General features: G+C 65.8%; 24 protein-coding genes and 1 tRNA gene. 13 read left to right on the forward strand and 12 right to left on the reverse strand.

All coding sequences use genetic code 11. The annotated features are described in order from the left end of the window. A partial coding sequence (locus ACFYE3_RS05990) for a serine hydrolase domain-containing protein (protein WP_387607008.1) occupies positions 1 to 652 on the forward strand: 652 nt, incomplete at its 5' end. A 572-nt stretch (positions 653 to 1224) separates the two neighbouring features. On the opposite strand, the gene ACFYE3_RS05995 is transcribed toward ACFYE3_RS05990, so the two are convergent. The 3 genes from ACFYE3_RS05995 to ACFYE3_RS06005 form a co-directional block, all read right to left on the reverse strand. Continuing rightward, positions 1225 to 2469 carry an alpha/beta hydrolase family protein gene (locus ACFYE3_RS05995; protein ID WP_387607010.1) on the reverse strand — a complete coding sequence of 415 codons (1245 nt, stop codon included), beginning with the start codon at positions 2467 to 2469 and terminating at the stop codon, positions 1225 to 1227. Between the two features lie 417 nt (positions 2470 to 2886). Beyond that, positions 2887 to 3222 carry an AI-2E family transporter gene (locus ACFYE3_RS06000; protein ID WP_387607012.1) on the reverse strand — a complete coding sequence of 112 codons (336 nt, stop codon included), beginning with the start codon at positions 3220 to 3222 and terminating at the stop codon, positions 2887 to 2889. Positions 3223 to 3282: 60 nt separating this feature from the next. Beyond that, a complete protein-coding gene (locus ACFYE3_RS06005) occupies positions 3283 to 3876 on the reverse strand; it encodes a recombinase family protein (RefSeq protein WP_387806079.1) in 594 nt (197 codons plus the stop codon). Positions 3877 to 4115: 239 nt separating this feature from the next. Here ACFYE3_RS06005 and ACFYE3_RS06010 point away from each other — a divergent pair, with 239 nt between their 5' ends. From ACFYE3_RS06010 to ACFYE3_RS06020, 3 genes are all read left to right on the forward strand, one after another. Continuing rightward, positions 4116 to 4607 carry a hypothetical protein gene (locus ACFYE3_RS06010; RefSeq protein ID WP_387607015.1) on the forward strand — a complete coding sequence of 164 codons (492 nt, stop codon included), beginning with the start codon at positions 4116 to 4118 and terminating at the stop codon, positions 4605 to 4607. A gap of 607 nt (positions 4608 to 5214) precedes the next feature. Next, positions 5215 to 6051, forward strand: coding sequence for a hypothetical protein (locus ACFYE3_RS06015; protein WP_387607016.1), 837 nt, complete (start codon positions 5215 to 5217; stop codon positions 6049 to 6051). An 892-nt stretch (positions 6052 to 6943) separates the two neighbouring features. Beyond that, a complete protein-coding gene (locus ACFYE3_RS06020; protein ID WP_387607017.1) occupies positions 6944 to 7324 on the forward strand; it encodes a hypothetical protein in 381 nt (126 codons plus the stop codon). Between the two features lie 485 nt (positions 7325 to 7809). On the opposite strand, the gene ACFYE3_RS06025 is transcribed toward ACFYE3_RS06020, so the two are convergent. Together ACFYE3_RS06025 and ACFYE3_RS06030 are read right to left on the reverse strand one after the other, a co-directional pair. Then, positions 7810 to 8103 carry a hypothetical protein gene (locus ACFYE3_RS06025; protein WP_387607018.1) on the reverse strand — a complete coding sequence of 98 codons (294 nt, stop codon included), beginning with the start codon at positions 8101 to 8103 and terminating at the stop codon, positions 7810 to 7812. Positions 8104 to 8564: 461 nt separating this feature from the next. Beyond that, the gene (locus ACFYE3_RS06030) at positions 8565 to 8873 is read right to left on the reverse strand and encodes a hypothetical protein (RefSeq protein WP_387607020.1); all 309 of its coding nucleotides are present in this window, start codon (positions 8871 to 8873) and stop codon (positions 8565 to 8567) included. A gap of 786 nt (positions 8874 to 9659) precedes the next feature. On the opposite strand from ACFYE3_RS06030, the gene ACFYE3_RS06035 reads away from it, so the two are divergent. Together ACFYE3_RS06035 and ACFYE3_RS06040 are read left to right on the forward strand one after the other, a co-directional pair. Further along, the gene (locus ACFYE3_RS06035; RefSeq protein ID WP_387607021.1) at positions 9660 to 9941 is read left to right on the forward strand and encodes a hypothetical protein; all 282 of its coding nucleotides are present in this window, start codon (positions 9660 to 9662) and stop codon (positions 9939 to 9941) included. A 380-nt stretch (positions 9942 to 10321) separates the two neighbouring features. Next, positions 10322 to 10741: a hypothetical protein gene (locus ACFYE3_RS06040; RefSeq protein WP_387607023.1), complete on the forward strand. Its 420-nt coding sequence runs from the start codon at positions 10322 to 10324 to the stop codon at positions 10739 to 10741. Positions 10742 to 11075: 334 nt separating this feature from the next. Here ACFYE3_RS06040 and ACFYE3_RS06045 read toward each other — a convergent pair whose 3' ends face one another. From ACFYE3_RS06045 to ACFYE3_RS06060, 4 genes are all read right to left on the reverse strand, one after another. Next, positions 11076 to 11315: a DUF6953 family protein gene (locus ACFYE3_RS06045; protein WP_387607026.1), complete on the reverse strand. Its 240-nt coding sequence runs from the start codon at positions 11313 to 11315 to the stop codon at positions 11076 to 11078. Between the two features lie 250 nt (positions 11316 to 11565). Next, positions 11566 to 12753, reverse strand: coding sequence for an FAD-dependent monooxygenase (locus tag ACFYE3_RS06050; RefSeq protein WP_387607028.1), 1188 nt, complete (start codon positions 12751 to 12753; stop codon positions 11566 to 11568). Positions 12754 to 13179: 426 nt separating this feature from the next. Then, positions 13180 to 13527, reverse strand: coding sequence for a hypothetical protein (locus ACFYE3_RS06055; RefSeq protein ID WP_387607031.1), 348 nt, complete (start codon positions 13525 to 13527; stop codon positions 13180 to 13182). Positions 13528 to 13696: 169 nt separating this feature from the next. Beyond that, complete coding sequence (locus ACFYE3_RS06060) at positions 13697 to 14299, reverse strand: hypothetical protein (RefSeq protein WP_387607032.1); 603 nt, start codon at positions 14297 to 14299, stop codon at positions 13697 to 13699. Between the two features lie 500 nt (positions 14300 to 14799). Here ACFYE3_RS06060 and ACFYE3_RS06065 point away from each other — a divergent pair, with 500 nt between their 5' ends. The 4 genes from ACFYE3_RS06065 to ACFYE3_RS06080 all read left to right on the forward strand — a co-directional run bounded on the left by ACFYE3_RS06065 (position 14800) and on the right by ACFYE3_RS06080 (position 18180). Further along, positions 14800 to 15072, forward strand: coding sequence for a hypothetical protein (locus tag ACFYE3_RS06065; protein WP_387607034.1), 273 nt, complete (start codon positions 14800 to 14802; stop codon positions 15070 to 15072). 473 nt (positions 15073 to 15545) lie between these two features. Continuing rightward, complete coding sequence (locus ACFYE3_RS06070; RefSeq protein ID WP_387607036.1) at positions 15546 to 16760, forward strand: NAD(P)/FAD-dependent oxidoreductase; 1215 nt, start codon at positions 15546 to 15548, stop codon at positions 16758 to 16760. A 546-nt stretch (positions 16761 to 17306) separates the two neighbouring features. Further along, complete coding sequence (locus tag ACFYE3_RS06075) at positions 17307 to 17786, forward strand: hypothetical protein (RefSeq protein ID WP_387607038.1); 480 nt, start codon at positions 17307 to 17309, stop codon at positions 17784 to 17786. Positions 17787 to 17847: 61 nt separating this feature from the next. Further along, positions 17848 to 18180 carry a histone-like nucleoid-structuring protein Lsr2 gene (locus ACFYE3_RS06080; protein ID WP_387607907.1) on the forward strand — a complete coding sequence of 111 codons (333 nt, stop codon included), beginning with the start codon at positions 17848 to 17850 and terminating at the stop codon, positions 18178 to 18180. A gap of 99 nt (positions 18181 to 18279) precedes the next feature. On the opposite strand, the gene ACFYE3_RS06085 is transcribed toward ACFYE3_RS06080, so the two are convergent. Further along, the gene (locus tag ACFYE3_RS06085) at positions 18280 to 18756 is read right to left on the reverse strand and encodes a hypothetical protein (protein ID WP_387607040.1); all 477 of its coding nucleotides are present in this window, start codon (positions 18754 to 18756) and stop codon (positions 18280 to 18282) included. A gap of 1611 nt (positions 18757 to 20367) precedes the next feature. Here ACFYE3_RS06085 and ACFYE3_RS06090 point away from each other — a divergent pair. Together ACFYE3_RS06090 and ACFYE3_RS06095 are read left to right on the forward strand one after the other, a co-directional pair. Beyond that, entirely contained in the window at positions 20368 to 20787 is a 420-nt protein-coding gene (locus tag ACFYE3_RS06090) for a hypothetical protein (protein WP_387607042.1), read from the forward strand. An 817-nt stretch (positions 20788 to 21604) separates the two neighbouring features. Then, the gene (locus ACFYE3_RS06095) at positions 21605 to 22405 is read left to right on the forward strand and encodes a hypothetical protein (RefSeq protein ID WP_387607043.1); all 801 of its coding nucleotides are present in this window, start codon (positions 21605 to 21607) and stop codon (positions 22403 to 22405) included. A gap of 95 nt (positions 22406 to 22500) precedes the next feature. Here the strand turns inward: ACFYE3_RS06095 and ACFYE3_RS06100 are convergent, their stop codons facing one another. Continuing rightward, positions 22501 to 22770, reverse strand: coding sequence for a hypothetical protein (locus ACFYE3_RS06100; protein ID WP_368823689.1), 270 nt, complete (start codon positions 22768 to 22770; stop codon positions 22501 to 22503). Between the two features lie 369 nt (positions 22771 to 23139). After that, positions 23140 to 23210 (reverse strand) — tRNA-Gln (locus ACFYE3_RS06105). A 399-nt stretch (positions 23211 to 23609) separates the two neighbouring features. On the opposite strand from ACFYE3_RS06105, the gene ACFYE3_RS06110 reads away from it, so the two are divergent. Further along, entirely contained in the window at positions 23610 to 24029 is a 420-nt protein-coding gene (locus ACFYE3_RS06110) for a nuclear transport factor 2 family protein (RefSeq protein WP_387607045.1), read from the forward strand. Positions 24030 to 24093: the final 64 nt, after the last annotated feature.

Raw genomic sequence — 24093 nt, forward strand, 5'->3', positions numbered from 1 at the left:
CGGTGAGCAGTTCGACTACTCCAACACCAACTACATCCTGCTGGGCCTGGTCATCGAGCAGGTCACCGGCCGGACGGTCGAGGAGGTGCTGGAGGAGCAGATCTTCGACCCGCTCGAGCTCGACGAGACCGTGTGGCCCGGGGAGTCCACCGAGCTGCCCGCCCCCTACGCCCAGGGCTTCACCCTCCAGGGCGACACCGCGACCCCGGAGGCCCCGGCCGACGCCACCCACTGGAACCCCTCCTGGGGGTTCACCGCCGGGGCCCTGATCTCGGACGTGGACGACCTGCTGGTCTTCGGCCGGGCCGTGGGCACCGGGCACGGGCTGCTGGGCGACGACGCCCAGCGGGAGCGCCTCACGTCGTTCCAGCCCGCCGAGTCCGGCTACGGGCTGGGCTTCGGGTGCATCGACGGCTGGGTCGGGCACACCGGGGAGCTGCCCGGCTACAACACCACCGTCTACTACGACACCACCAGCGACACCACCGTGGTCGTGCAGGTCAACAGCGACATCGCCTCCGGGGACTGCCCCGAGTCCCCGGTGCTGGCCGATGACCCCAAGACCTTGCCCTGTCTTTCGCCGGCCACGCGCATCTTCGCCGAGGTCTCCACCGCCCTGGGCCACACCTTCACGCCCAACCCTGAACGCTGACCACCACGCACCAGGACCTCATGGGTTACGCATCTTGAGCCTGCAGCGATGCTCAGCACGGGCAGCAGGCGGCTGGACTGGCCGCGAGCCCGCCGGGACTCGGTGAGCATCCAGCCGATAGGGGTCGCCCGACACGAGGGGAAGCGATAAATGTCATAACTGCGGTAGGAGCGATTATCAGCATTTGTGCTCGACGGCGGAACGGTGTCGTTCGAGGTGTGCAACATGCACAATGCCCTCGGCCCAAGAGACCAAGTGCCAGCTTTCGAAGGTAGAGCGTCGTCGCGCTGAACCAGGCCGCGCACGACCTGACGAGCAGTGCTGAGACGGTGGAGCTGACCAACGATCGGACCGGCAGGTCATGGCCGTACGGCCGACGACCACGGGGTCTCCGGGCCGCGGCCGCACTGGCCAGAGCGTCGAAGACGCACACAGCGCCGCACACCAAGAGGCAGTGGCAGCAACTCGCGCAGGACATTCGCCGGGCCCAGAGAGTTGAAACGATTCCTCGGGTGCCCTCGACTTCGTCCCTGGGCTCAAGCCGACGCTACTCATGGTCCAGGGCAGTACGCCTATCGTCGCGACTTCAGGATGTCGTCGAGCCAGTCGAGCACCCGGCGGTTGAGCAGGGAGCGGTTCATCATCTCGCAGTGCTCGCCCGCTCCTTCAGCCGCGCTGAAGTCGACGACCGTGGCCGGGGCCGACAATGCGGCCGCGAACCGCTCGACCCCCGCCGCGAGAGGATCGTTCTCCGCCCTGGTCAGCAACACCGGGCAATGGATGTCGACGATCCGGTCGCGGAGGGTGAACTGCGCGGTCTTCTCGAGGAAACCGCGCATGTCGCTGACACCGTTGACCCAGAAACCGCGCTGGAGAATTCCCCACGTCAGCTTGGGGTTGGCGCGCACGGCTGCGGTGATCCGCTCCAGCAGGGCGTCACTGATCAGACGCGGATCCGCGGCCTCCTCCGGTGTCGCCCCGAACCGGTGCACGAAGTCGCGGATGTTCTCACCCAGATCCCACTGGCCCGGGTCGGCGATGCACGCAGCGATCCGGGGGTCTCCGGATGCCGCGCGCGGGGCGAGGTAGCCGCCCAGGCTCCAGCCGCTCACCGCGATGCGGTCGGGGTCCACGATCGGGGAGCCCAGTGCGTGATCGATCAGGGCCGAGACGACCACCTCCCAGTCAGGCCGTAACGGCACTCCCTGCTCGTAGAGGACCCCGCCCTGTCCGGGCCCGTCGAACAAGAGGCAGTGGTATCCGCGGCGCAATGCGGCAACCGCGGAGGCGAAGTAGACGTCCGTGATGGTGGCGTCGTAGCCGTTCACGAGGATCAGCAACGGCCGGACCTCGGTCTCGTGGCCGGGGGCGGGAATGAGGTAGACGGGCATGCGGACCGAATCGTGGACCGGGTCCGTGAGAATGACCTCGTCTCGTGGCACCGGAACGACGCGCAGCGCCATGCCCCGGTCGAAGGCCTGCATCTGCGCCCGGTAGGCGTGCAGCAACCGGGGGTCGACCGGCGCGCCGTACAGCGGATGATAGGCACTGGCGTAGAAGGCGCTGGCCCGCAGGTACAGATCTTCGGCGCTTGAGCGGCGCCCGGCAGAGGCTGCGGCCTCCGCTTCTGCCACGGCCCGGTCACCGGCGGTGACCCAGGCGCCGTAGAACGCGCCGTCGTCGCCGTCGCCCACCGCTGCAGCCACTGCGGCGACGTCACCGTGGTCGCCGCCGCCGTACGGTGTGTACCCCAGCATCCAGGTGCCGAACTCGTCGTGCATCTCGTCGCTGAACAGTTGACCGGAGACGTTGCCCATCGCCTGAGCGTACCGCCGGGGGCACCCTTATTCGCTTGCCCGCCGACCGTGACGCAGCTCCGCTCCGATTGCAGGACGACGTCGATGATCGGCTTCGGCATGACGATCTGCCGTTCCCGGACCAGCCCATCTGCTGGTCCCCGAGAACGATCTCGTCAGCCAGGTCCATTGGTGGGCCGGGGCCCTGTCGGGGCCACTTCCCACGACGCCTCACACCAACCTGTCCTGCCGGCTGTGGCCGCCCAATAAGTGGACGGTGCCATGGAAGGTCAGGGCGAGGTCGGGGTGTGGGAGGGCATGCGCGGGGTTGGAGGCGTGGCCCAGGGCGCGGGACGGGTTTGGCCGCGCATGCGCTGGTATCGGCGGCGGTTCAGCCGGCTGACTTGGTTAGCCGGACTCTCCTTCGGGGAGACGGGATCAGGCCCCAGCACCGGGTCCTCCCCTGCCTGGTAACGAGTGGTCCAGACCTGCAGCACCGCCCAGGCCACGGCGGTCAGCGGCACGGCCAGGACCGCTCCGGCGACCCCGGCCTCCCGAGTCCCGGCCCGAGTCAATAACGTCATGCCCTCTTACAGCTAGCAGCACCACCAGACCGTGCAGACGCAGGGTGTGACCCATGACCACCGGGTGCAGGAAATAGCCCTCAAGGTGATTGACGACCACTACGATCAGCACGACGATCAGCGCTGCGGCCGGGCCGTTGGTCACCAGCGCCACCAGCGCGGCCAGTGTTCCGGCGACCAGGGCGCCCACGATGGGAACGAAGGCGGTGAGGAAGGCGACGCCTCACTCAATCTGCCGACAACCATTGGCTCACACGGTTGTCGGCATGGGAAGTTCCCGGATCCGCCGATACGGGGTCGCCCTGGACATCCCGAGGTCGCGGGCGACCTGGGTGGCCGGCTCCCCGGACTCGATCAGCCGCAGCGCGTTGCGGATCTGAGAGTCGGTGAAGGTCTGGCGCCGTCCGCCGAGGTCCTTGCCGGCGGCCCGGCGCTTGGCCACCGAGTCGGTGATCCGTTCCCGTTTGATCTCCAGTTCCATCTGGGCCAGGGCGGCCATGACGGTGAACACCATCGAGCCCATCGGGGTGGCGGTGTCCACGTCTCCTCCACCGAGGTTGAGCACCCTTAGCCCCGCTCCCCTCGCCCGCAGCGTTTCGGCGAAGGCCAGCATGTTCTGCGTCGAGCGTCCCAGTCGGTCCAGCGTGGTGATGACCAGCGTGTCGCCCTCTTCGAGCGCGGCCACCGCTCGGTCGAACTGCGGACGCGACGCACGGCCTCCAGACACTCCACTGTCGACATAGATGTCATCGCGCCGCACGCCGGCACCCAGGAGGTCAGACACTTGACGGTCCGCGTCCTGCTGCCGTGTCGACACCCGCGCATAGCCGATCATCTTCCCCACGTCCACCCCATCTGTCTCGCAACCAACGTTAAGTATCCGATTCTAGGGTGACAGATAAAGAACATAGCTACGAGACAGGCTGGACCGCGGGAACATGCGGGCGAAAATTTTCCGACGAGACGTCTTGCATCCCTTGCCTTCCAAGACGTTGCACTACTGACGGTCAGCAGTCATACATGCAACCCCTCCAATGAATACGATGCACACTGCTGAATTATCCGCCCTATTTAGAGGGCACCATGCCGTTCGAAGTGTTCGATAAGAGAATGACTCCACTGGCGAAGACCCCCAGTGTCACTGTCCAGAAGCGCGGGGTGATCTCGCTGAACAAGGCCGCTCATGATCTGATCGATAGCGCTGAGACTGTGGAGTTGCTCTACGACCGCGGCCGGCAGGTCATGGCAGTGCGGGCCACAGATGACGCCTCCCCCCACGCCTATGCAGTCCGCAACGGTTCCAAGCGGGGCCCCGGGCAGGCCATCATCTCTGCTACCGCTTTTACGCAGCACTACAGCATCGACACCACTGCCACGAGTCGATGGAAGCCTTTCGTTGAGGACGGCATGCTGTGCGTGGACCTCAGCATCGAGGGCACCGTCATCACCGGCAACCGCACCAAGACCACCGCAGGCCCCAACCCGGCAGAAGCAGCCGAGGACGCAGATGTCGCTGAAGCTGACGCGGATGTCGCTTCCGCGGTGCCAGCTGCGGACACCTTCGAGCACTCCTGAGCCTGCGCCCTCAGCACACCAAGAGCATCCTGGTTGAGGCGGAAGGAGCAGGTGCGCGACCGTCACCGGAATGCACTTTCGTCTCCCATAGGTTCAATACCCCCCATCAGAGTGGGGCGCTGTCGTGTCGTCCCCACATGTAGCCACGCACCCGAGAGCCCTCCCGCATTTACCGGACAGTAGAGTCGGAAGCAGCAGGCGCCAGGGTGCCGTCGGCGGCTTCGCTGCGACACATGTCCCTGGGGGGACAGCGAAACCCGCCCCGGATCACCCCTTGGCCTGCCGGAGCATCTCTGTCCTCCCCGGGCAAGGATGCTTCCCCCGTTCCCTCCCCACGGAGCCGGGCCTCTGGTGGGCAACGGATCAAGGGACCCGGTGCCCTCTTTGTCCCCCGACCGACCGACCTCATCATGCCGGGGTCCCACCTCCGGAGTTGATGAGGGGCGTTGGCGCCACGACACCGGTCTCATTCAGGTTTTCCCCCGTCACGAACCCGTCAGCGGTAGCGGTCTCACTACGGTGGAGGCCATGGACCCCGGGGTCGCTGCTTCCACCACCGTGGCCGATTCCCCACCACTGAGCCCGCTCTTTTCTAGGACCTCAAGCCATGCCGATGACCCACTACCGGCGCATGACCCACGCCCAGGCCGCCGCCGCCCTGGGCGAGTTCCTCACCGAACGCCCCACCGCCCTGGAAGGCCTGCGCGCCGAGCTCACCAGCCACGGGATCGACCCGTCTGCAATGCTCGATGCCACCCCGGGCTCCTTGACCCCGTTGTGGCAATGGGTCACCGACCGGCGCGCGGAGTTGGCCGCGGACCCGGCAGGTGACACCCCGGTGGAACCCCGGCAGATGTGGCCCTCCTGGGCCCGCCACACCGTGACCGGGATGAGAGTGCCCTCGGCCACGATGTTCACTCTGCTAGACGGCCTCGTCTCCTATCTCACTCTCGTCATCACCACCGGCGCCCCCAACGCGGCCTGGCGGCTGGGCTCACCAGAGGACCCGTCCCACCATCTGCACCACTACCCGGTGCTCACCGGGGCCGGACACCAGATCTTCGTTCCCACCCTGCCCATGGTCGGCGTGGTCAGGCTCAAGCGCGCAGAGAGGTCCCTACGCGCCTCCGAGCTCACCGAGTACGCAGCGGCCGTGATCGAGGCCCTGCGGGAAAATCCGCACGAGACTGCGCCACCGGATCCGCCCGTGGTGGTTGTGGCCGAACCCGAGTTCTTCGACGTCGGTCTGCGCGCCGACATCGCCACCAGCCACTCACAGCTGGTGGACCACATGGTTACCGAACTGGCCGTCCAGGACGGTGTCACCGCCGTCTACCGTGACGCCCATGATGCGCTGGTGGTCAATGCCCCGGACTGGGACGCCGAGGACTTGCAGCGGTGGTTGCAGGCCTGGTTCGAGATCCGGGTTCCTCTCGCTGGCTGAGTGAGGCACACCAACTCTGGGTCTCCAGTACGGAACCCGACCCTGTCCAGACACGTTCCCGTCGGCGTGGTTGTCCTACCTCGGTGGGCGGGGTGCGTAGTCTCTGGCTCGTCGCCACCTCGATGTCACAGCAGGTCCCGGCGACACGGAGGAGAAAGGGCCCCCGTGCTCGCGCAGCACGGGGGCTTCACCATGGGCGGGCAGCTGCACCTGAGCAGGAGGGCTTCAAGGTGGCTGCCGCCCACCATCCGTATCTATCTAGGTATGAAGGCCATGACAGCTGGCTCCTCGACGAGCTCACCCTGCGGTCGCTCACACAAGTCCATGTGCGCCGCAATGAAGTGCTGACGTGCGGTGGTAGGCACGAAAACCCAGCCGACAGGGGGACGAGCGGCGATGAATCCGCCAGGATAAAGACTCACCACTGTTCTTGCGGCGGTCGTGAAGGGCCACACCACCATGACAAGCACCAACACCGGGGAGCCAGCACCCCCATCCACCACCCCACCGGCTGAGCTGGTGCCCGGTGACCAGGTGAACGCCTGGGCCCAGGAAGTGCTGCACTACTCGGGCACCGTGGAGATCCTGGCGGCTGAGCTGGGACTCATCTGGATCCGTGAGGACGGAACAAACGGAATGGGAGCCCGCCGACTGCTCGACGTCCGCGAGTATCAGATACACCGCCAAGGCCCCCGCCACCCCCGTCGCGCAGTGACCCCCGGTGAACCCGGTCCCCGGCCATGGCCTCGACCGCAGCACCCCGAAGCCACCCCGGCGCGCGACACCGGGACACCGGGCACGACGAAGCACGGACCGGTGCAGGACGGGTGCACGAACACGCCCGCCCATGCCAGGGCACAGTGGTGCATCAGCGCGAACGTAGGATCAGCCCATGGATGACCCGTGGGGAGAGGAACAAGCCCGGCTACTGCACCAGGCCCTGACACGGGCAGGGATCACGCTCGAGCAACTGTGGCCGTTCTACCTGCACTTAGGTGGTGCCGCTCACAGCGTGGAAATCGAGGCTTATCTGCACAACTCGCTGAAGCTTCCCCGCGCCCAACGGGATCTGCTCGCCCATGCCGCGAACCTCTTGATCGCCCGCCTGCCCCCGCCCCAGGCGCCGTACAGCACCGAGCTCCAAGCCCACCACCCCAACACCTCCTACCCACCAACCCGACCCCACCCCGGGACAGGGCACGAAGACACCCTTTGCACCCCTGAGACGGCATCCCCGCCGTACGAGGCGCCCCCGACAGATCCCAGCGCCTGAGGCGTTCTTTGGGGGTGTCTCATCAAGGACTGTCGCACATCCGCTGGGTGTGGGGCGGGGCGTGGGGAGTCCCCGGGCAGGGCAGGCGCCACCGGGTGAGAGCGATGGAGCACTTTCGTTACCCCTGGAACCGGCCCAGGTCCAGGTGCTCGGCGTAAAATGCGTAGTCATAGACCTGTTTCCGCCGATGGTCCCATGAACTGTTGAGGACTCCGACGGCACCCACCCCAGCAACCCCCTTGCTGGGCGGTCTGGCACCCCCGTACTGGACCAGGAAGCGCCCCCGGCCGTCCCCCGGCCCCGGGGCGCTTCTGTCATGGAGACCCGGCCAGAGCACCCGCTGTTGGCGGGCGGTCGCGGACGCTTTCCACGGGAACCGGCTCTGATAGCAGCAGGACACGTCACCTCCCTGTACCCGCTCCACCAGGCCTGCCCTGATCCACACGGACTGTCGGCCCAAGGAGGCGCTGCGGTCACGAAGTCGTCTACGCCTGCGGTCGTTGCCGCAGGCGCACCAGGGTCAGCGCCGCCGGGATCACCAGACCACCCAGCAGCAACACCGCGAAGGCACCCAGTGCCGGGCCCATGATCAGCAACGGGGCCGCGGCGAGCAGCGAAAGAAGCGCCAGAGTGACCGCTGCCGTGCGGCGCCGGGCTGTGGCCGGTTCCCGCCGCAGGATCGGTGTCTCCACGAGGAGTCCGACGGTGATCAGCACCGGGTAGCCCAGCACGGGCAGGACGAGGGCAAGAACTTGAAGGTTAGTGAGGTCGAACATCATCAGCCCCGTTCCCGCCGGCCTGTGATCAGCATGGGCCACCACCCCCACCACCGCCGTCGAAGCTGCCGCCCTCTAAGCCTCCACTTCCGCTGTCGAAGCCGCCGTGGGAGTGCGCGTCGCCGGAACCTTCCAGTGCCGCGGTGAAGCCCTCAGCGCTAACCCCGCGACGGGCCCGGGTGCGGTCATCGAGGCGTTTCGGGCGGTAGAGACGCAACAGGATCACTACGCACACCACGGCCAGGACCCCACCGAGGACCAGCATGACAGTCACGGACGGGCCCGGGCCGGTGGAAGCCACGGCGGGCACCAGGGGTGGCATGGGCATCTCCTTCGACGTGCCGTGAGGACAGCATGCGGTTGGCCGGCCGATTTTGACCAGCTCACACGCCCTGCTTGGCCATGATGACGACACCGGGGTTTCCCGTCCGCGGCTGCACCCACCACCGCGTACCGGACACGTCTTAGCTGAGGTGTTGGTGCGGGTAGGCCCCGGGGATCTCCGAGAGCCGTTGTCCGGCACGAGCCGGGATCAGTGCCGGGGTGCTCTTGACTCCTTGCTGGCGCATGGCCGTGAGCCGGTGGACACCGTCGGTGATCGCCTCCGTGGAAGCCACGATGGGGTGCCGCCAGACCAGGCCCATCACCGCCTCCTGGAGGTGCCCCGGACAGTGCCGCGGCAGGTTCCGCTCGACCACCACCCCCAACTCCGGCCGCCGCCCCTGCCGGGCGGCCAGCTGGGCCAAGGCACCCCGCAGGGCAGCGTCGGCCACGGTGGTTGCCTCATTCCAGTCCACCGAGTGGTACCAGCAGCACCGCCGGACTGTGCGGTAGGGCCGATGCAACACCGATCCGTACACGGGCGGTGTCATGCACGGCACCCGAAACGGCCGCGTTGTCGGGAGGCCACTGATGCGCAGATGGCCCAGCACCCACGCACCGGCCCCTACAGGCCCATCGCCCGCCTCGTTCACAGCAGCGCCCTCCTGCCCCGGGCGAGAAGCGTTTCCTCCCACGCCCCCGCACGGATGCGATCACCCATGGCGCACTCCGATGGGCGCCCCCTGCGGCCGGCACCAGCCCTGACGGCCTGTCGACCAGGACACCGCAGCTTCTGCGCACCAGCGTGACACGCACGCTCCCACAACACCCAGCACGCCAGGTGTCAGAACGGTTCAGGGGCCCTCGAACCCTATTTGTGACGGGGTGCCAGGGAGAAACCACCGTCTCCACGGTCTTTTCCGCCGCTGCCCGTCCCCGCCCCAGTGGACGCATCACTCCCGGAAGCCGGCTGTTCCGGGCTCGGCTACAGAACCAGCGGCACCCAGGACCTCCACCAGATCTTGGGCGACTCGGGGAATGCCTGGTGCAGTTGATTGGACACCTCCCCGACGCGCAGGGCACCATCAACGCCCGCCTCGCCCAGGTCCGGCGCTCAGTTCCGGCACGACAGCAATCAGCTCACCCCCTTCCGGGGTGTTGGGGTTGGTTGTCACATACCAGACCAGAAGGTTTGCATCCGCGATCATGGGGGTCCCCCCGTTTGAAAGGCACCGCCCATGAGCGAGCACACAGCTCTTGTCCCCCGCCCCTCCTGGGCCACCCACCAGGAAGTCACCGATCCCCAGACGCTCACCAACTACCGGGAACTCCCCGCGTGGTCCATCGCAGGGCCGGCCCCCGTGGTCCTGCTGGATTCCTGGGAGATCATCACCACCGTTGACGGCACCTACGCCCACCCCGACGGGCCCCTCCTGCAGATCGGTCACGACGCCTTCACCCCCGACCAAGCACGGGCACTGTGCGACAGGATCACCGAGGCCCTGGCCATGCTCGCCTGACTACAGCGCACACCGGCGACACTGCCGCGGCACCCCTTGAGGCCGGCGCTTCTCAGGGAAGTCCCACCCCCGCGATCCCTAGGCTGGTGCCGTCCTGCTCACCGAAAGCGCCCTCGCCAGGGCGAGCTGTTCCACACGGTGCGCACACGGCCAGGAGCCCTGTGCCACCGAGAACAAGATTCGCCGCCAGGTCTCACCCATCACCTTGGGAAGGGCCGATCGCACCCTGAGCAACCCTTCCGCACCAGCGGGAGTATTCACGTCCCCCACCTTCGAGCGAACGGCCCCCTCACGGCCGACAGCTGTCGGAACACACCTCGAGTAGGGTGAACGCTTCGGGCCCGAGGCCCGCGTTCCCCGATCCGAACAGGAAACCATCCGTGCCGACACTGCATGCCACCCGATCCGCCGCGGCCCGAGCGGTGGCCGTGACCGCCGTGCTGCTGACCCTCACCGGCTGCTCCTTCGCCGACCGCCAGCCCGAACCGGAGCAGACCGCGGCGCAGGCACCGGTGAGCTCGGCAGCCTCCACCGGACCCGCCGGCGAAGCCTCCGCCGGCACCGTCGACGAAGCCTGCGCCCGGGTCCTGGACACGGTGCGCACAGCACCCGACCAGTTGCGCCAAGACCCGCTGGGACTGCTGGTCGAAATCGACGAGATCGCCAGAACAGCCCCGGCCGAGCTCTCCGGAGAGCTCACCGATCTCCGTGACGCCGTCGAGGGCTTCCGACAAGGCGATGAGTCACTGATCAGCGTCGTACGGAAGGCCCGGGACCTGCAGGAGCGCTGCTCGGCCTGACCCGCCGACACACCCCTGGACCGATCCGTCCTGGACCCGCACGCCGAACTCTCGGCTTCGGCAACGGCGAAATCTTCTCAAACGGACCTCGGGGGGCCAGAACGCGGACTCCCGCATGACAGGGACGACCGTTGCAGAGTCTCCCCACAGCCGCCTCCCACCCTGGAGGATGACGTCCTCAAAGCCACGGCCCTGAAGAAGGCGCCCGAGCACTTGGACGCCGCCACTTATCTCCTGCAGTCATACGAGGACACGAAAAGGTCAGCGAGACGTCTCGCATCCCGACGTTTAGAGACTACTCGTCGTCACGTGGTCGAGACCGGCCGGGTTCGGGCTAGCCCGGGGAGACGGTCCAGCACCGTTCGGAGTTGTCCCACTGGATCGCACCACCATGGATCGTGCGAAAGAGTTTGAGCACGGTCTGCTGGATGGCAGGGTTCCCATTGATGTTGTCGTAGACCCAGTCCGAGCCGAACTGTTGCTCGATGAGGTAGACAGTCTCCTCCTGGTACAACGTGCCCTCGGCGCGGATTTTCCCGATGAGCCATTCGGCGACTGTCTGAGCAGTGGTCATTTCCGCAGGCTACAGCCGGGTGTGGACAGGTCGTACGACGGGACCGCCCCGACTTCCGTTGACCGGCAACCGCACCAAAAACCTCATCCTCGCCAACACAGCGAGCACCACCGCCACGGACACCTCTACTGACGACAGCGCCGACGAAGCCTGACCCACCGGCAGGGTCTCTGTCGCTCTGTCCCGGGCTCCGGCAACGCTCGGGCGGGGGGCAGCCAGTGACGCCGGACGGTGCATGGTGCACGGGGTTCTACTTGGCGATCCTGCCCACGATCCGGCGGGACACCAGCCGGTCGATGCCGGGCAGGTGTGTCGAGCGTATGATCCAGCGGCGCAGGAGCAGTTGGGCGCGGTTGGCGGGAAGGAACGAGGCCGCCGCGCGTCGGCCCGATGCCTGCGCCACCTCCACCACCGGGTGCCAGCGTCGCTCGAACTCCGCCAGAGCCGGGCCGACCCCCGCCGCAGAGTCCACCGGCCCGAGGAGGTCACCCAGCAGGGCGGCCCCGGCGATCGCGAGAGACCCGCCCTGCCCAGCCAGGAGGGAGACCGCCCCGCCGGCGTCCCCGACCAGAACAGCTCTCCCCTTGTGCCAGCAAGGCATGATGGTTTGGGCGACGACGTCGTCGTAGGGGTGCTGCGGGCACAACTCGAGCAACCTGTCCACAGCCTCACCCAGACCGGTGAACTCTCGGCGCAGCCGCTCCTGGGTACCTTCAGCCCGCTCCGGCCCCTCGGCCGTGTTGGCGTCGCGGTAGACGAGGAAAGCCGCCACCTCGTCGGTGCGCAGACTGTACAGGCCGGCCATCCGGTCAACCGTGTCGGTGAGCACAAAGCGGTCCCGGAAGCGGGCGTTGAGGGCGGGATCGGTCGCGATGAAGGCTGCGGCGCGCATACCCAAGGGGCGCAGGTAGTTCTCCTCGGACCCGAACACGTGGTGCCGCACCTGGGAATGGACCCCGTCGGCGCCAATGACGAGGTCCGCTCTGAACACCGCCTCGGGTGAGCCATCGACAGTGACGCCGGCACCGTCGTCGTCGGTCCACGCACCACAGACCCGCGCACCGTAGCGCAGCTGCACACGGCCAGGAGCGACATCGTCGAGGGCGTCCAGGGCCGCGCGCTCCATGTCCGGACGCAGCAAACTCAACACCTTCTCACCGGCCAACCGGGCGAACTGGTCATAGTCGATACGCGCCCTCGGACGCATCTGACCGTCGACGTACTCAACCGCTTCAATGTCGTGAGCGACCGCCGCCAAGCGCGGGTAGAGCCCAACCCTCTCCGCGGCTTCGACCCCGGGGCCGAAAAAGTCCATCATGTACCCGTCCAGACGGGGCGCGGAAGATCTTTCCAAGACCTCGACGTCCCAGCCGGCCAACCCGAGCTGGCGGGCAACGACAAGTCCTGCGATACCCGCCCCGACAACTATCGCGTGCACGACACACCTCGATCATCACCTGACCCACGAGAGCCGCAGGCGACGGCCGCCCCCGCCGACAACTACTGCACCCATTCTTGGACTCTCCCCCTGGTTCGTCCAGACGGCAGGACACCACCAGGACCAGGCCCCGGGCTTTGGATAGCCACGGCACCCGCCACTTTCGCCCGGCACGATCACAAAAACTGACCGGTGAGTGGATAACCCCCACATCCCGCCGCGGGTACAGCACCAACCGCACAGCCGCCATCCCTCACCCAAAGCTTGTCCATCACCGCACACCAGCACTCAAACCATGGTCGAGCCACCCGTCAAAATGTCTCACAACCAGAACGTCTAACAACCCTTGACCTGCGAGACGTGCCAAAGCGCCGAAAGTTCCTAAGACTCGGTCTCATCTGTCGGCGACCCTCAGCAAATGCAGTGTCAGTCGAAGAATCGTTCATAGGCACTCTGCCGGGAAGGGTTCAACTCCCACCCAACGCCGACCCACGAGGCCCCGCTCCCCCGGGCGTCCTCCACGGCATCGTGCAGTGCAACGCCGGCCCCGAGTTCCAGCAGGCGCAAGAACCTCACTCGCTCCAAGGCTCGATCGGTGGCTTCCTCGGTCTTCGCGGCCGCCCACGCATCAGCGGCCATGCGCAGGAACTGGGCCACCACCACCCCGTCACGGTCGTTCACCGGCACGGAATGATCGGCCAGGGCCGCTCCCAGCTCCCATGACGCGTGCGGCGCCGTCACGCCCCGCTTTCCATCGTGCTCGAGCACGTCCACCTCCGGAGTGTCACGAGACCCTGACCCTGTGAGGCCTTCCTGACATCGCGGCAGGGTCGCGCACTCCAAGCCGGCACCAGGTTCCGCCTTTCTTCGTGCCGGCTCAAGTCTCGCAACCAAGACGTCGAGCAACCCTTGGCTTGCGGTACAGGTGGGCCTCAATTCATGACTACTCCGTGTTCGCGGTGCGAGCTCTCCGAGGCCGGCCGGCGCCCAGCAGAACGAGCTCGAAATTCATGACCACCCCGGCGTAGGCCGGGTTGGCCCACGGGCTCCCGAGAGCGGCCAACGCCAGGTATGAAACGGCGTAAACGGCCACGGCGGCGCTCAACAGCAAAGCCGCCGGTGAGCGATCCTTTTGCACGAGCATGGTGATGCCCAACACCGCCGGAGCGATCAGTCCTATCCCTCCGATGAAGATAGTCGAGATGGTGAACCACCACGGGAAGCTGCCCCCTCGGTCCTGCCGGAGCTCACCTACGTCCACACCGGGTATCGCCCACGCAGTGTCGAAGGCCAGGTAGGCAGCCGAGGCCGCGATGATCAGCAGGCGCAGCACCGTCCGTGACCTGCGGCCGGCGTCGATCACCGACCCGTTGTGCACCAGCACCACGATGATTCCCACACTCGCTGCCATGAAGACGAGCCGGAAAATCCACCCCAGCATCGAGGGGTCCGACTGCATGACGACGGAGAAGTGTCCGGTCGTGGCCCACGTGGCGGCATCCAGCACGGTGAGCGTGGAAGCGAACGCGACCAGCACGACGGCCACTTTGTTGACTGATATCATCATTTGCTCCTGAGAATTGGCCGGCCCGCGTCCTCAGGCCATCAGCGTAATCGGCTCCTTTCGGGGGAATTCAGGAATTAATTGAGATGTCTTTCGATGAGTCTCGGTCAAGGGGATATTCTTACTATGAGGACGGGTCCCACTGGTGAGAAATTCGGAGAACCCGAGGCGGCCCCTTGCCTGGTTCAACAGAACTTACGGCGCTTGTCTGTCACCGGGTCGGGGAGGCTGGTTGCCGCCCACGGCGGAAGCGGGATCGGCATGACGGCATCGTGCCTGCTTCCGCCCCCTGGCACCGCGTCCCTGGGGTCATGACTGTCAGGACCCGGCGCGGACGGGGGAACAACCGCCACCACCAGCAAAGGTGAACTGGTGGGAGGGGAAGAGCTATTGAACGCCGCACCCGCGACGGCGAACACCCCATAGGGGCCGGCACCGAGACGCTGGTGACAGCGGGTGGAAAATCTCCGCAGAGGACTGCCATGGACGATCGGGCAATCGCCACAGTACAAGCTCGCCTGATGCGCACCACGATCAGCAATACCGGACTGAGCGTGCACCACCTATGGGCGGCATACGTGCACCTGGGCGGTGAGATCGCCGAACTGGAGATCGACGCCTACCTGCACCACGCCCTGCACCTGCCGCCCCACCACCGAGACACCCTGGTGCAGGCAACCAACCAACTGGTCCCGCGGGCCCGAATCCCGTACAGCCGTGATCTGCACCCGGAGACGCACCCGCCCCAGGCATGACACCGACGGTGCCCGCAACCCCGTCCACCAGAGCACCATCACCAGGGGTCAGAAATGCCGGAAAGATAGTGCCACCGTGCGGTGGTCTAGATAATCAACCCGGGGACTGCCCCGGCGCTGCCTCACTCCCGACACATGAGAACCAAGACGACTACGACCTCCGTGCTGATCCGCAGACCAAGAACCGGCATCTGAGAATATCAAGGGCCTGCAATACTTAAGTCTCGTAACCGTACTGGCTCATAACCCATGGGATACAAGACGCCACTTCGTCCGGGACTCTTTGCGGGATCGGCACCGGCATCGCTCCGTCTCCCAACTGTCCTAACTGGCAAGTTTCTCGACATGGACGTCCAGAAAGCCTCTTAATCCTCGGATGTCTCCCGCTTGGGGTTGGGCGCCGCGGCTCGTGGTCGAATGGTCGGGCGGCCCCTGCCGGGGCCGTAGAGCCGTCCTTACCCCACGGAGTCACGATGACCATCACACCCTCGGACCACTCCACTGATGTCCTCGTGATCGGCGGCGGCAATGCCGGGATCTCCCTGGCCGCACGACTGCGCCGCAAGGGCATCACGGATATTGTGATCGCGGAGCCGAAGTCCACGCACCACTACCGGCCGATGCTCTCCTACGTGGGCGCCGGACTGAAGACCGTGCAGCAGATGTCCCGAGCTCAGCACCGCGTGATGCCCCGCGGCGTGCGATGGATCCAGGACCGTGTCCAGGCACTGGATCCGGCGGCACGGACGGTCACGCTGTCCTCCGGCGAGCACATCGGCTACCGCGACGTCGTGATCTGCGCGGGCTCCACCCCGGACTGGGACCGCGTCCCCGGCAGTGCCGAGGCGATGGCCGGCCCGCACGCCTCGACCAACTACACCGTGGAGCTGGCCCCCAAGACCTGGGAGCTGATCCGCGGGATGCACCACGGCCGGGCGCTGTTCACCATCCCGGACGGACCGGCACCCACGCCGCAGATCGGGCAAAAGATCCTCTACCTGGCCTGCAACTACTGGCAGCGCCAGGGTGTCCTGCAGGACATCGAGGTGACCCTGCTGACGCCCACCGCCACCGTGTTCGGCCAGCCGGACGTGGACCGGGTGCTGCAGCCCTGGGTCCAGCGCTACGGCATCACGGTCCTGACGAGCGCCCACGTGCAGTCGATCGACGCCGGCTCCCGCCGCCTACGGGCCACGGTCGACGGGACGCCCCGGGACCTGTCCTACGACCTGCTGCACCACTGCCCCGTCCATCGGGCCCCGGCCTGGATCGCCGACGCGGGACTGGGTGCCGCACTGGGCCCGGGCACCGCTTGGGACGGCTACGCGGACGTGGATGCACAGACCCTGCGCCACCGCCGTGTGCCCACCGTGTGGGCCTGCGGGGACGCGGCCGCACTGGAGACCACCTCCTCCGGCGGGGCACTGCGCCACCAGACGAAGGTCCTCACCGAGAACCTCCTGGCCACCCGTGATGGCCGGGAGCCCACGGCCTCCTACAACGGGTACACCGTGACCCCCGTGACGGTGCAGCGGGGCCGGGCCGTGCTGGCCGAGTTCGACCGGGACAACGAACTGGCGCCCAGCATCCCCGGCGTGCCGCTGCTGGCCCCAAACCGCGCCTCCTGGTTCTTCGACCTCGAGGTTCTCCCCCAGGACTACTGGAACGTGATCCTCCGGGGCTTCTAGTGGGCCGTTGCGTCCAATAGGTGGGGGTATGGGTGGCGGGTGCGGGCGTCGCTGGTGATGAAGTGCCAGTTCACGTGCCGTTGCCCGGCACTGGTGAGGTTCTGCCAGGCGGTGAGCTCGCGGTTGAGAACCGCGAGGTCGTCGATGCGCCGATTCAGGCATTGGTGAGTCAGGGCGGAGAGCTCGACATCGGCGATGTTCAGCCAGGACCCATGCTTAGGGGTGTGGAGGATTTCCAGGCGCTCGGCCAGGGCCCCGGCCGAGGGACGCCCACCCAAGACCGGTCAACCCGTCGCGCGCCTCGAGCCCGACCGGCCCGACGACTCCGATCGAGCCACATGACCTCGATGCCGCCATTTAGCTCCGTCAGACCACCGTCACTTCTCGCTGCAGTTAACAGTGCGGGCACAAAACAGTTCGACGAGACGTCTCGCAGCCCATGCCTACCAAAACGCATCGCTGCGCGGGCCTCGAGATAATGCATGCATACGGTGCCATGAATGCGATGCATACAATGTGGCGCATCCGACGATTACAGGAGGGCCTATGCCATTCGAGGTGTTTGACAAGAGGATGACTCCGCTGGCCAAGGCGCCCAGTGTCACCATCCAAAAGCGCGGCGTGATCTCGCTGAACAAAGCCGCTCACGACCTGGTGGACAACGCCGAGACGGTGGAGCTGCTCCACGACCGTGACCGGAAAGTCATGGCGCTACGCGCCGCCGACGATTCCTCCCCGCACGCCTATGCGGTGCGCAACGGCTCCAAGCGCGGCCCCGGCCAGGCCATTGTCTCGGCCACCGCCTTCACCCAGAACTACGGCATCGACACCACGGTCACCAGGAGGTGGAAGCCGTTCATGGAGGAAGGAATGCTCTGCGTGGACCTGAGCGAAGAGGGCACTGTCATCACCGGCAACCGCGCCAAAACCTCTCCGCTCACTGAGGCGGCGGAACCGGCGGCGAACATCGACGCCGCCGCTTCCCGGGAGGACCCGGCCGGCGATGACACCACCGACGATTCCTGACCCCCCGTACGCCAGTACAGCCCTGTTCTACGACCCGCTCACCCGACAGGCCCCCTCACCCATGGCCCAGAAGGTTGAAGTACGCCTTGAGGACCACCTCGGCGGCGGCCCCGCCGACCGCACCCTCACCTTCGCTCTGGACGGCAAGGATTACGAGATTGACCTCTCCACTACCAACGCCGAAAGGCTGCGCGAGGTACTGCGCCCCTACGCCGCCGCCGGCGGCAAGACCACCCGCGGTGGAGGCCCTCGCAGCACCCGCGCCCGCCCCGCGGGCAGCGACCCGGACACCGCGAGAATCCGCGCCTGGGCCAAAGCCAACGGCCACCAGGTGTCCGACCGCGGCCGCATCCACCAGCACATCCGCCACGCCTACTCCGCCGCCCAGAACTAGCAACACCACGCGAGGGGAGGACCGGTCGCCCGGTCCTCCCCCAGCTCTGCTTGCTCGCCCCCCGAGATGGCCCATCGCACCGGGTAGCGATGGAGCGGATCAGGGCGCCGAGGTGCCGGAGGTCGCCTCCTCCGTCGTGGTCTCGGCTGCTTGGTCGAGCAGGTCGCACAGGTCGAAGACGTACTCGGTGGAATTCTCCAGGATCTCCGCCGAGACCACCGCTGGCAGCTCTCCTCCGGGCTGGGGCGCGGCGGCGAAGGTCACGGTCTCGGTCAGGCGCCCGGACAGATATACGAACGCCTCGGGCAACCCCGCCTCGGCGAAGGCCGCGGCCTCGGCCTCGTCGAAGGCCACCACCACCCACGTGCCGGGCCAGTCGTAGGTCACGCTTCTCCCGTCAGCGGAGTAGGTCTCGAACCCCGACTCGGTCAGGGCCAACTCCTCCAGCCTCGCCCCGTCGGAGGCCCGGGTGAGGTCCACCGTAGCCACACCCCGGTACTCCACCACGGTGTCGCCCTCGGCGGTGACCAGCGCACGGTATTGGGTGGTGTCGATGTCCCCGATCGAACGCGTCACCTCGGACCCACACGCTGGAAAGGTCCAAGGTTCCGAAAACGAGGCGGGAAGAGCGCGGAACTCCCCATGGGTGCTGGGCGGGGGCCACTGCTGTGGATCTGCTTCCGCCGCAGCCCCGGAGGCCGTCGGGGCGAGCAGGCCGATCACCAGGACAGCACCCGCGCCGACGAGTCGATGAACAGGGAACATAATGGGACCCTCCGTGCTGGACACCGAGAGCAGCACACGCCGAGAGCCCAGAACAGGGCCCGGCGGCGGTCCCACGGCGTGAATCTATGTGGTTCTCAGACACAAGGAGCACCTTGTCTCACGAGGGCTCCCTGGCGGTAGCGGCCCCCCGAACCCCGGGGGACTGCGATCGGTACCTCTCCACGGGATCGAAGCGCTCTCCACTCGGCCCGTACCTTCAGTGTCCCCGCGGGAACAGAAAAGGTCCCGGAACCCCTACCGGACAAGGCGCGATCGTTATGGCCCGCCCTACTTCACATGTCACAAAGTCGCCACAGCTGTCCATTCACCAGGAGGCCACGACACCGCCCCTGACCCATAAGCGATCGCTGTCCGGGGCTCTCACGCAACTTTCATACCCCCGAAACGACTCCCATGATCACGTCAATTCACCCCGGGACTGCCTCACCACCCGACCGCCTCATAATCCCTTGCGCTGCGAGACGGGTGGTTGACGCAGTCACTAGCCTGACCCGCCCGGCCCTCTTTTTTACTCGCACGCTCACCAAGTTCAGGCCCACCCTTAGCCAGTCGATCGGGCCGTTCTGGCCGAATTGCTCGAGCATGGCGTAGTAGAACTTCTCCGACACGCCGACTTATGTCAGGCCCGTAGCCTGCGCCAGCAGGTGATCCCGGGCCTGACGCTTAGCTCGGACGTCAGTTTCTTCCAGGCGACACTGTTCCCGGTCACGAACAGGATGCCCTCCAGCTAGGCCGGTCATCCACCTATGGTCTGCTGGTCCGCCCCTTCTTCGCCGATAGGGGAAGGGGATCAGTGGTTCCGGCAACCTTTACGACTGGACGCTGACCCGCCTCTCAGGAGTTCTCTGCCTGGCCATAAAAACCATGATCGTCATCGACTCGAAGCCCTCGCCATCCCCCACCCAAGATATTGAAATCATTTATAGGACCTCGGACTCCCCGCGCGCACCGAACAGTGGCGACGCCCTGCCATCGGTCGACCCCTTGGTACCACTCGGGATGTACGTCATAAGTCAACCTGCAGGTGGACGTGAGAATCGGATCAAACTACCAGAATGAATTTACGCCGGATGGTTTTAAAGTCCGGATGAATGCAATAAACAAACATGTCATTCAACGCTTCGAGAGGAGGGTTACGACAGTTTTTTACTGGAAGTGCAGGGCCATTATTATCGCGGCTCGTATTTTGCAAAGAATCCAATTTCCAAAATAGGGCAAGGCTTGACGAAACCCTGTTCACCGGTAAGCACCAGGCTGCACAAGCTCAGCTTATGTCCATCACGAAGAAATCACCCGGGGTCAAATTTATTCAAGGATAGCAGGCGAATAAATATGTTTGATATTCGAGCTTTTCGTAGGAAGGTAGTCTCTACCTCGCGGGCAGCGGCCACGGTTGCGGCCGTGTCCGTTGCAGCAGTGACCGTCCCGACGATTCTCGCTCAACCAGCGCAGGCCACGACGACAGAATGGGGATGTAGCGTCACCCCGCACAGGCCTGAACATAATGGTTTCAATTCTGCAGGCGTCAAGCAGGTGAAGTTCCCATTGCACATTAAGTGCAAAGAAAATCGCACCATCCATTGGCAGCAAAGGTATTATGAATCCGACGGAGCCACCAGTGATCATGCTGGCGGCTACAATGGAACATGGAATTTCCATCAAGCGGGAAGCAAGACCTTCAACCCGTCGAGATCCCTGCCAAATACTGAATCCGGCGACGAGGAGATGTACCAACAGGCGCGTTTTAAGGTCTGCTCCAATGACGTCTGTTCACCCTGGACCTCCTGGGAGAAGTCCGGCATAAGGGTAATGCCGAACTAAAAAAATTCTGGTGCGTTGAACTTGGGGGTTACGAGTTACTTCGCTGTGCAGGTCGTGTGGTACGTCAGGATTTTATAGGAGCATTTGAAGGTTGAACTGCCTTCGCCGCAATGGTCCCCGCACCTATTAAGTACGGGGACCATTGCTCATTTTTTTGAACAATGCTCTTCCGTTCCAGCCTTACCTGAGGCCTTCGGGAGACCGCGTTTTTGGATTGTCGCTCAATAGGGCGGGATGCTTCATGAGCAATGGAGCAAAGCACGCACTTGTCTCGCAAGCTTGTCATCTCATAACCCTTGCTTTCCCAGACGCCCACTTCGCCGTTATCGGCTCCATTCGGCACCGGATTTCATCCACCGCAATTTGCTCGCTGTCACAGCAGTCTTGCCGGCAGGACGTCACCGCAGTGCCTCCCAGCTGGGCCGGATATGTCATGATCCCGGTCGCTCTTGACCCGTCGGCGCACCGGGCCCATCCTGACGTGACCTGGCGATACACCGGGTGGTCGCCGAAGAACTCCGTCACCGCGTCCTGCGGCCGCACCCGCTTCCGGGGGGATGACGGGCCACCGGCCGCACGATCCGGGAGCACGGCGGGACGGGACAGCTGAGAAGCTGTCCCGCCCCGGTTTCCTCACCGACCAGCCGCAGTCTGCCCGCGTTCCTTCCCGCAGGTCTTCTGGAGCCATCCCACCTGCGGGTTGGCTTGAGGGTCGCTCCGACCGGGCAATCACCAGGCGGGCGTCACGCCGCATTACTCACCCAACGGTCCGGGAGCCGTGTGCGCCTCGGGGCCTGCAGCGCCGAAGGAGCCGACCATGCCCCTGGAACACCCGATCGAAATCAAGATCACCGTCGGCGGCGATCCTGCCGAGTCTCCCCCGGGCACCGTCGACAAGGCCGTGCAGGACCTGGAGCTCTCTGGCGGCCGGGCTCGGCGGATCTGGTTCCTCGAGGACCTCACCCCCGGTCTGCCCCAGCACCTGCCGATGCTGGAGACCGGACAGATCTTCCGGGTCCGCCTCGACGAGAAGAAGAACGGCAGCTGGGAAGCCGACGCCACCGTGAAACTGCGCCCGGCACGCCGCACGCAGCTGCCCCGCCCCTGGGACCGAGCGCACACGGCAGATGACGAGACCGACGGCTACGAGTACCGCATCGAGGAGGACTGGGCGGGGACACGACGGTCCCTGGCCGCCTCCTTGAAGGTCGACATCCACCCCGATCGGCTGACACCAGGGCAGGCACCCCGAGACAGTCTCCGGGGCGGGTTCCCACCCCAGGAGGTGTTCAGCGAGCACCACCACAAGTTCCTGGCCGCCTGCGCCGATCTTCGTGTGGTCCTGGACGCGCTCACTGCCCTGGGCCCCATCGAGGCCACCCGGTGGAAGGACGTGGAGGTCGGGAAGTTCACCACGATGGTGGAGCGATGGGCCCTCGAGGGGTTGGACTTCCTCGAGCTGTCGATCCAGCTCGAAGCAGGCAGCGAGGAGGACCCACTCGATCGCCTGATCGCCTTCTCGACCGCCGTAGCCGCCCGCGGGCTGAACCGCTTCAGCCGTCAGGAAACCAAAACCCGCCGCGTTCTCGAGCACCTCGCCCACCGTGCCGGCGCCTGAGCGCACACCCCCGAACCCACCAGGATCCGCGGAACCCCAGGCGCGTGCCGGGACCAGGAAGCGCCTGCACCGATCCGCGGCAAGGATGCCCGGACTCAGGGGGCCCCGGTGATGCGGATGAGGGCGGTGTGCACCGCCTGAGCCTTCGGGGTCCTCATCGCCTGGAGGTGCGCGCAGATCTGCTGGACCGTCTGCGGGTCCAGGCGGTGACCTTCGGCGCTGTCCCGGCACACCGTCCAGTCCACCGCGGCCGCGTAGCGGTCACTGATCAACGGCTCGTGGACGGGACAGTACTGATGCAGCGGTGCCGTGGTCAGTTCCGGAAAGGTCGCCGCCGTCCAGGCCACCACCGGAAGGACGGTCACGGCTTCCTGACCGCACCCACTCACCGCACAGGCTATCCCCGACGTCATGGCGCTACTGTGCCGGGACGAACCGGCCCACCGATAGAGGTCCGTGCATCTTCATGTGTTTATGAAGCCGTTCTCCCCCACCCGACGGGGAGGAGTAAACCGCCTTCACCTCCAGCGGTGACCGCTGGAACGGGTGCTCGCGGATTCCCCGGGTGAAAACCCCGGGGGTGCGCAGCTGGTCCTGCCCACGCACCAAGACACCCCGTGATCTATCACCCCGGACGTAGCCGCAGCTTCCGAGCCATAAGTATTCGTGGAGCGTCAGGGGAAAGAATCGCTGGGGAACACAACGAGCAAAGTGAGAGCCAGGGGTTTTGAAAGCTCCGGCGCGAGGGATCGAACCTCGGATTGCTGATCCAAAGTCAGCCGTGTTGCCGCTACACCACGCCGGAATGGTGTTGAGCGGGAACGCGAAGGAGCTAGCGCCGTCGCCGCTCAACAAGCAGCACGCGTTGGCGTTGCTCTGGGTGGTTGCGGCAGAAGTTCACGGCCCCAATATACAAGGCGAACCCACGGCTTGGCCGGTGGCTCGCATCCCCCAGGCCCGAAAGCGAGGAAAGCCTCCACCGACCCAGACGGTTATCGCCTTGGACAGCCACGGCGTGTCCGACCCACTCGTCGAGGTCGCCACGCTCGGGCGGAGCCAGATTGTGATGCAGCCCCGGGTGGTGGGGGGTGGTGGCTCCGGAGGACGATGGTGAGGGTGCAGAGCAACCATGGCGTGACCGCGGTGCCGACTGACTCTGCCGAGGGCTAACACGGTGCTGCGGAAGGCGTTCCGGGAGGAACTGATGGACATCATCGCTGATCCCTGTGAGTCCGCGCAGGCTTCCGTGCAGGCGCGGATCGAGCAGGTCCTGGATGCTGTGGCAGCCAAGGACTTCGACCGTCTGGCGTCCTACCATCTGGCGGGACCGAAGTTCACGAAGTTCGACGACGTCGAGCCGTTGGACCGCCAGGACGCCGAAACCGGTATGCGGCTGGAGGCGGAGCAGTTCACCGGGATGGAGGACTTCCACGGCCGGTTCGATGACCTGAAGATCGATGTGTTCGGCCCCGTGGCGATCACCACCGGGATTTTCGTGTGGGACTGCCGGGTCGAGGGGGAAGTCGCCTCGGGCCGGACCCGATCGACCTTGGTCTTCGTGAACAGCAACGAGCAGTGGTTGATCGCCCACGAGCATCACTCCCCGTTCCCCACCAAAAGCTGAGAGACGGTTGCAGCCGGCTGTCGACGCCGATCACCGGCGACGGCATCTCGGCAGGCCCTCCACG

It is taken from the genome of Kocuria arenosa (assembly GCF_042879215.1).
In the GTDB taxonomy this organism is placed as follows: domain Bacteria; phylum Actinomycetota; class Actinomycetes; order Actinomycetales; family Micrococcaceae; genus Kocuria; species Kocuria arenosa.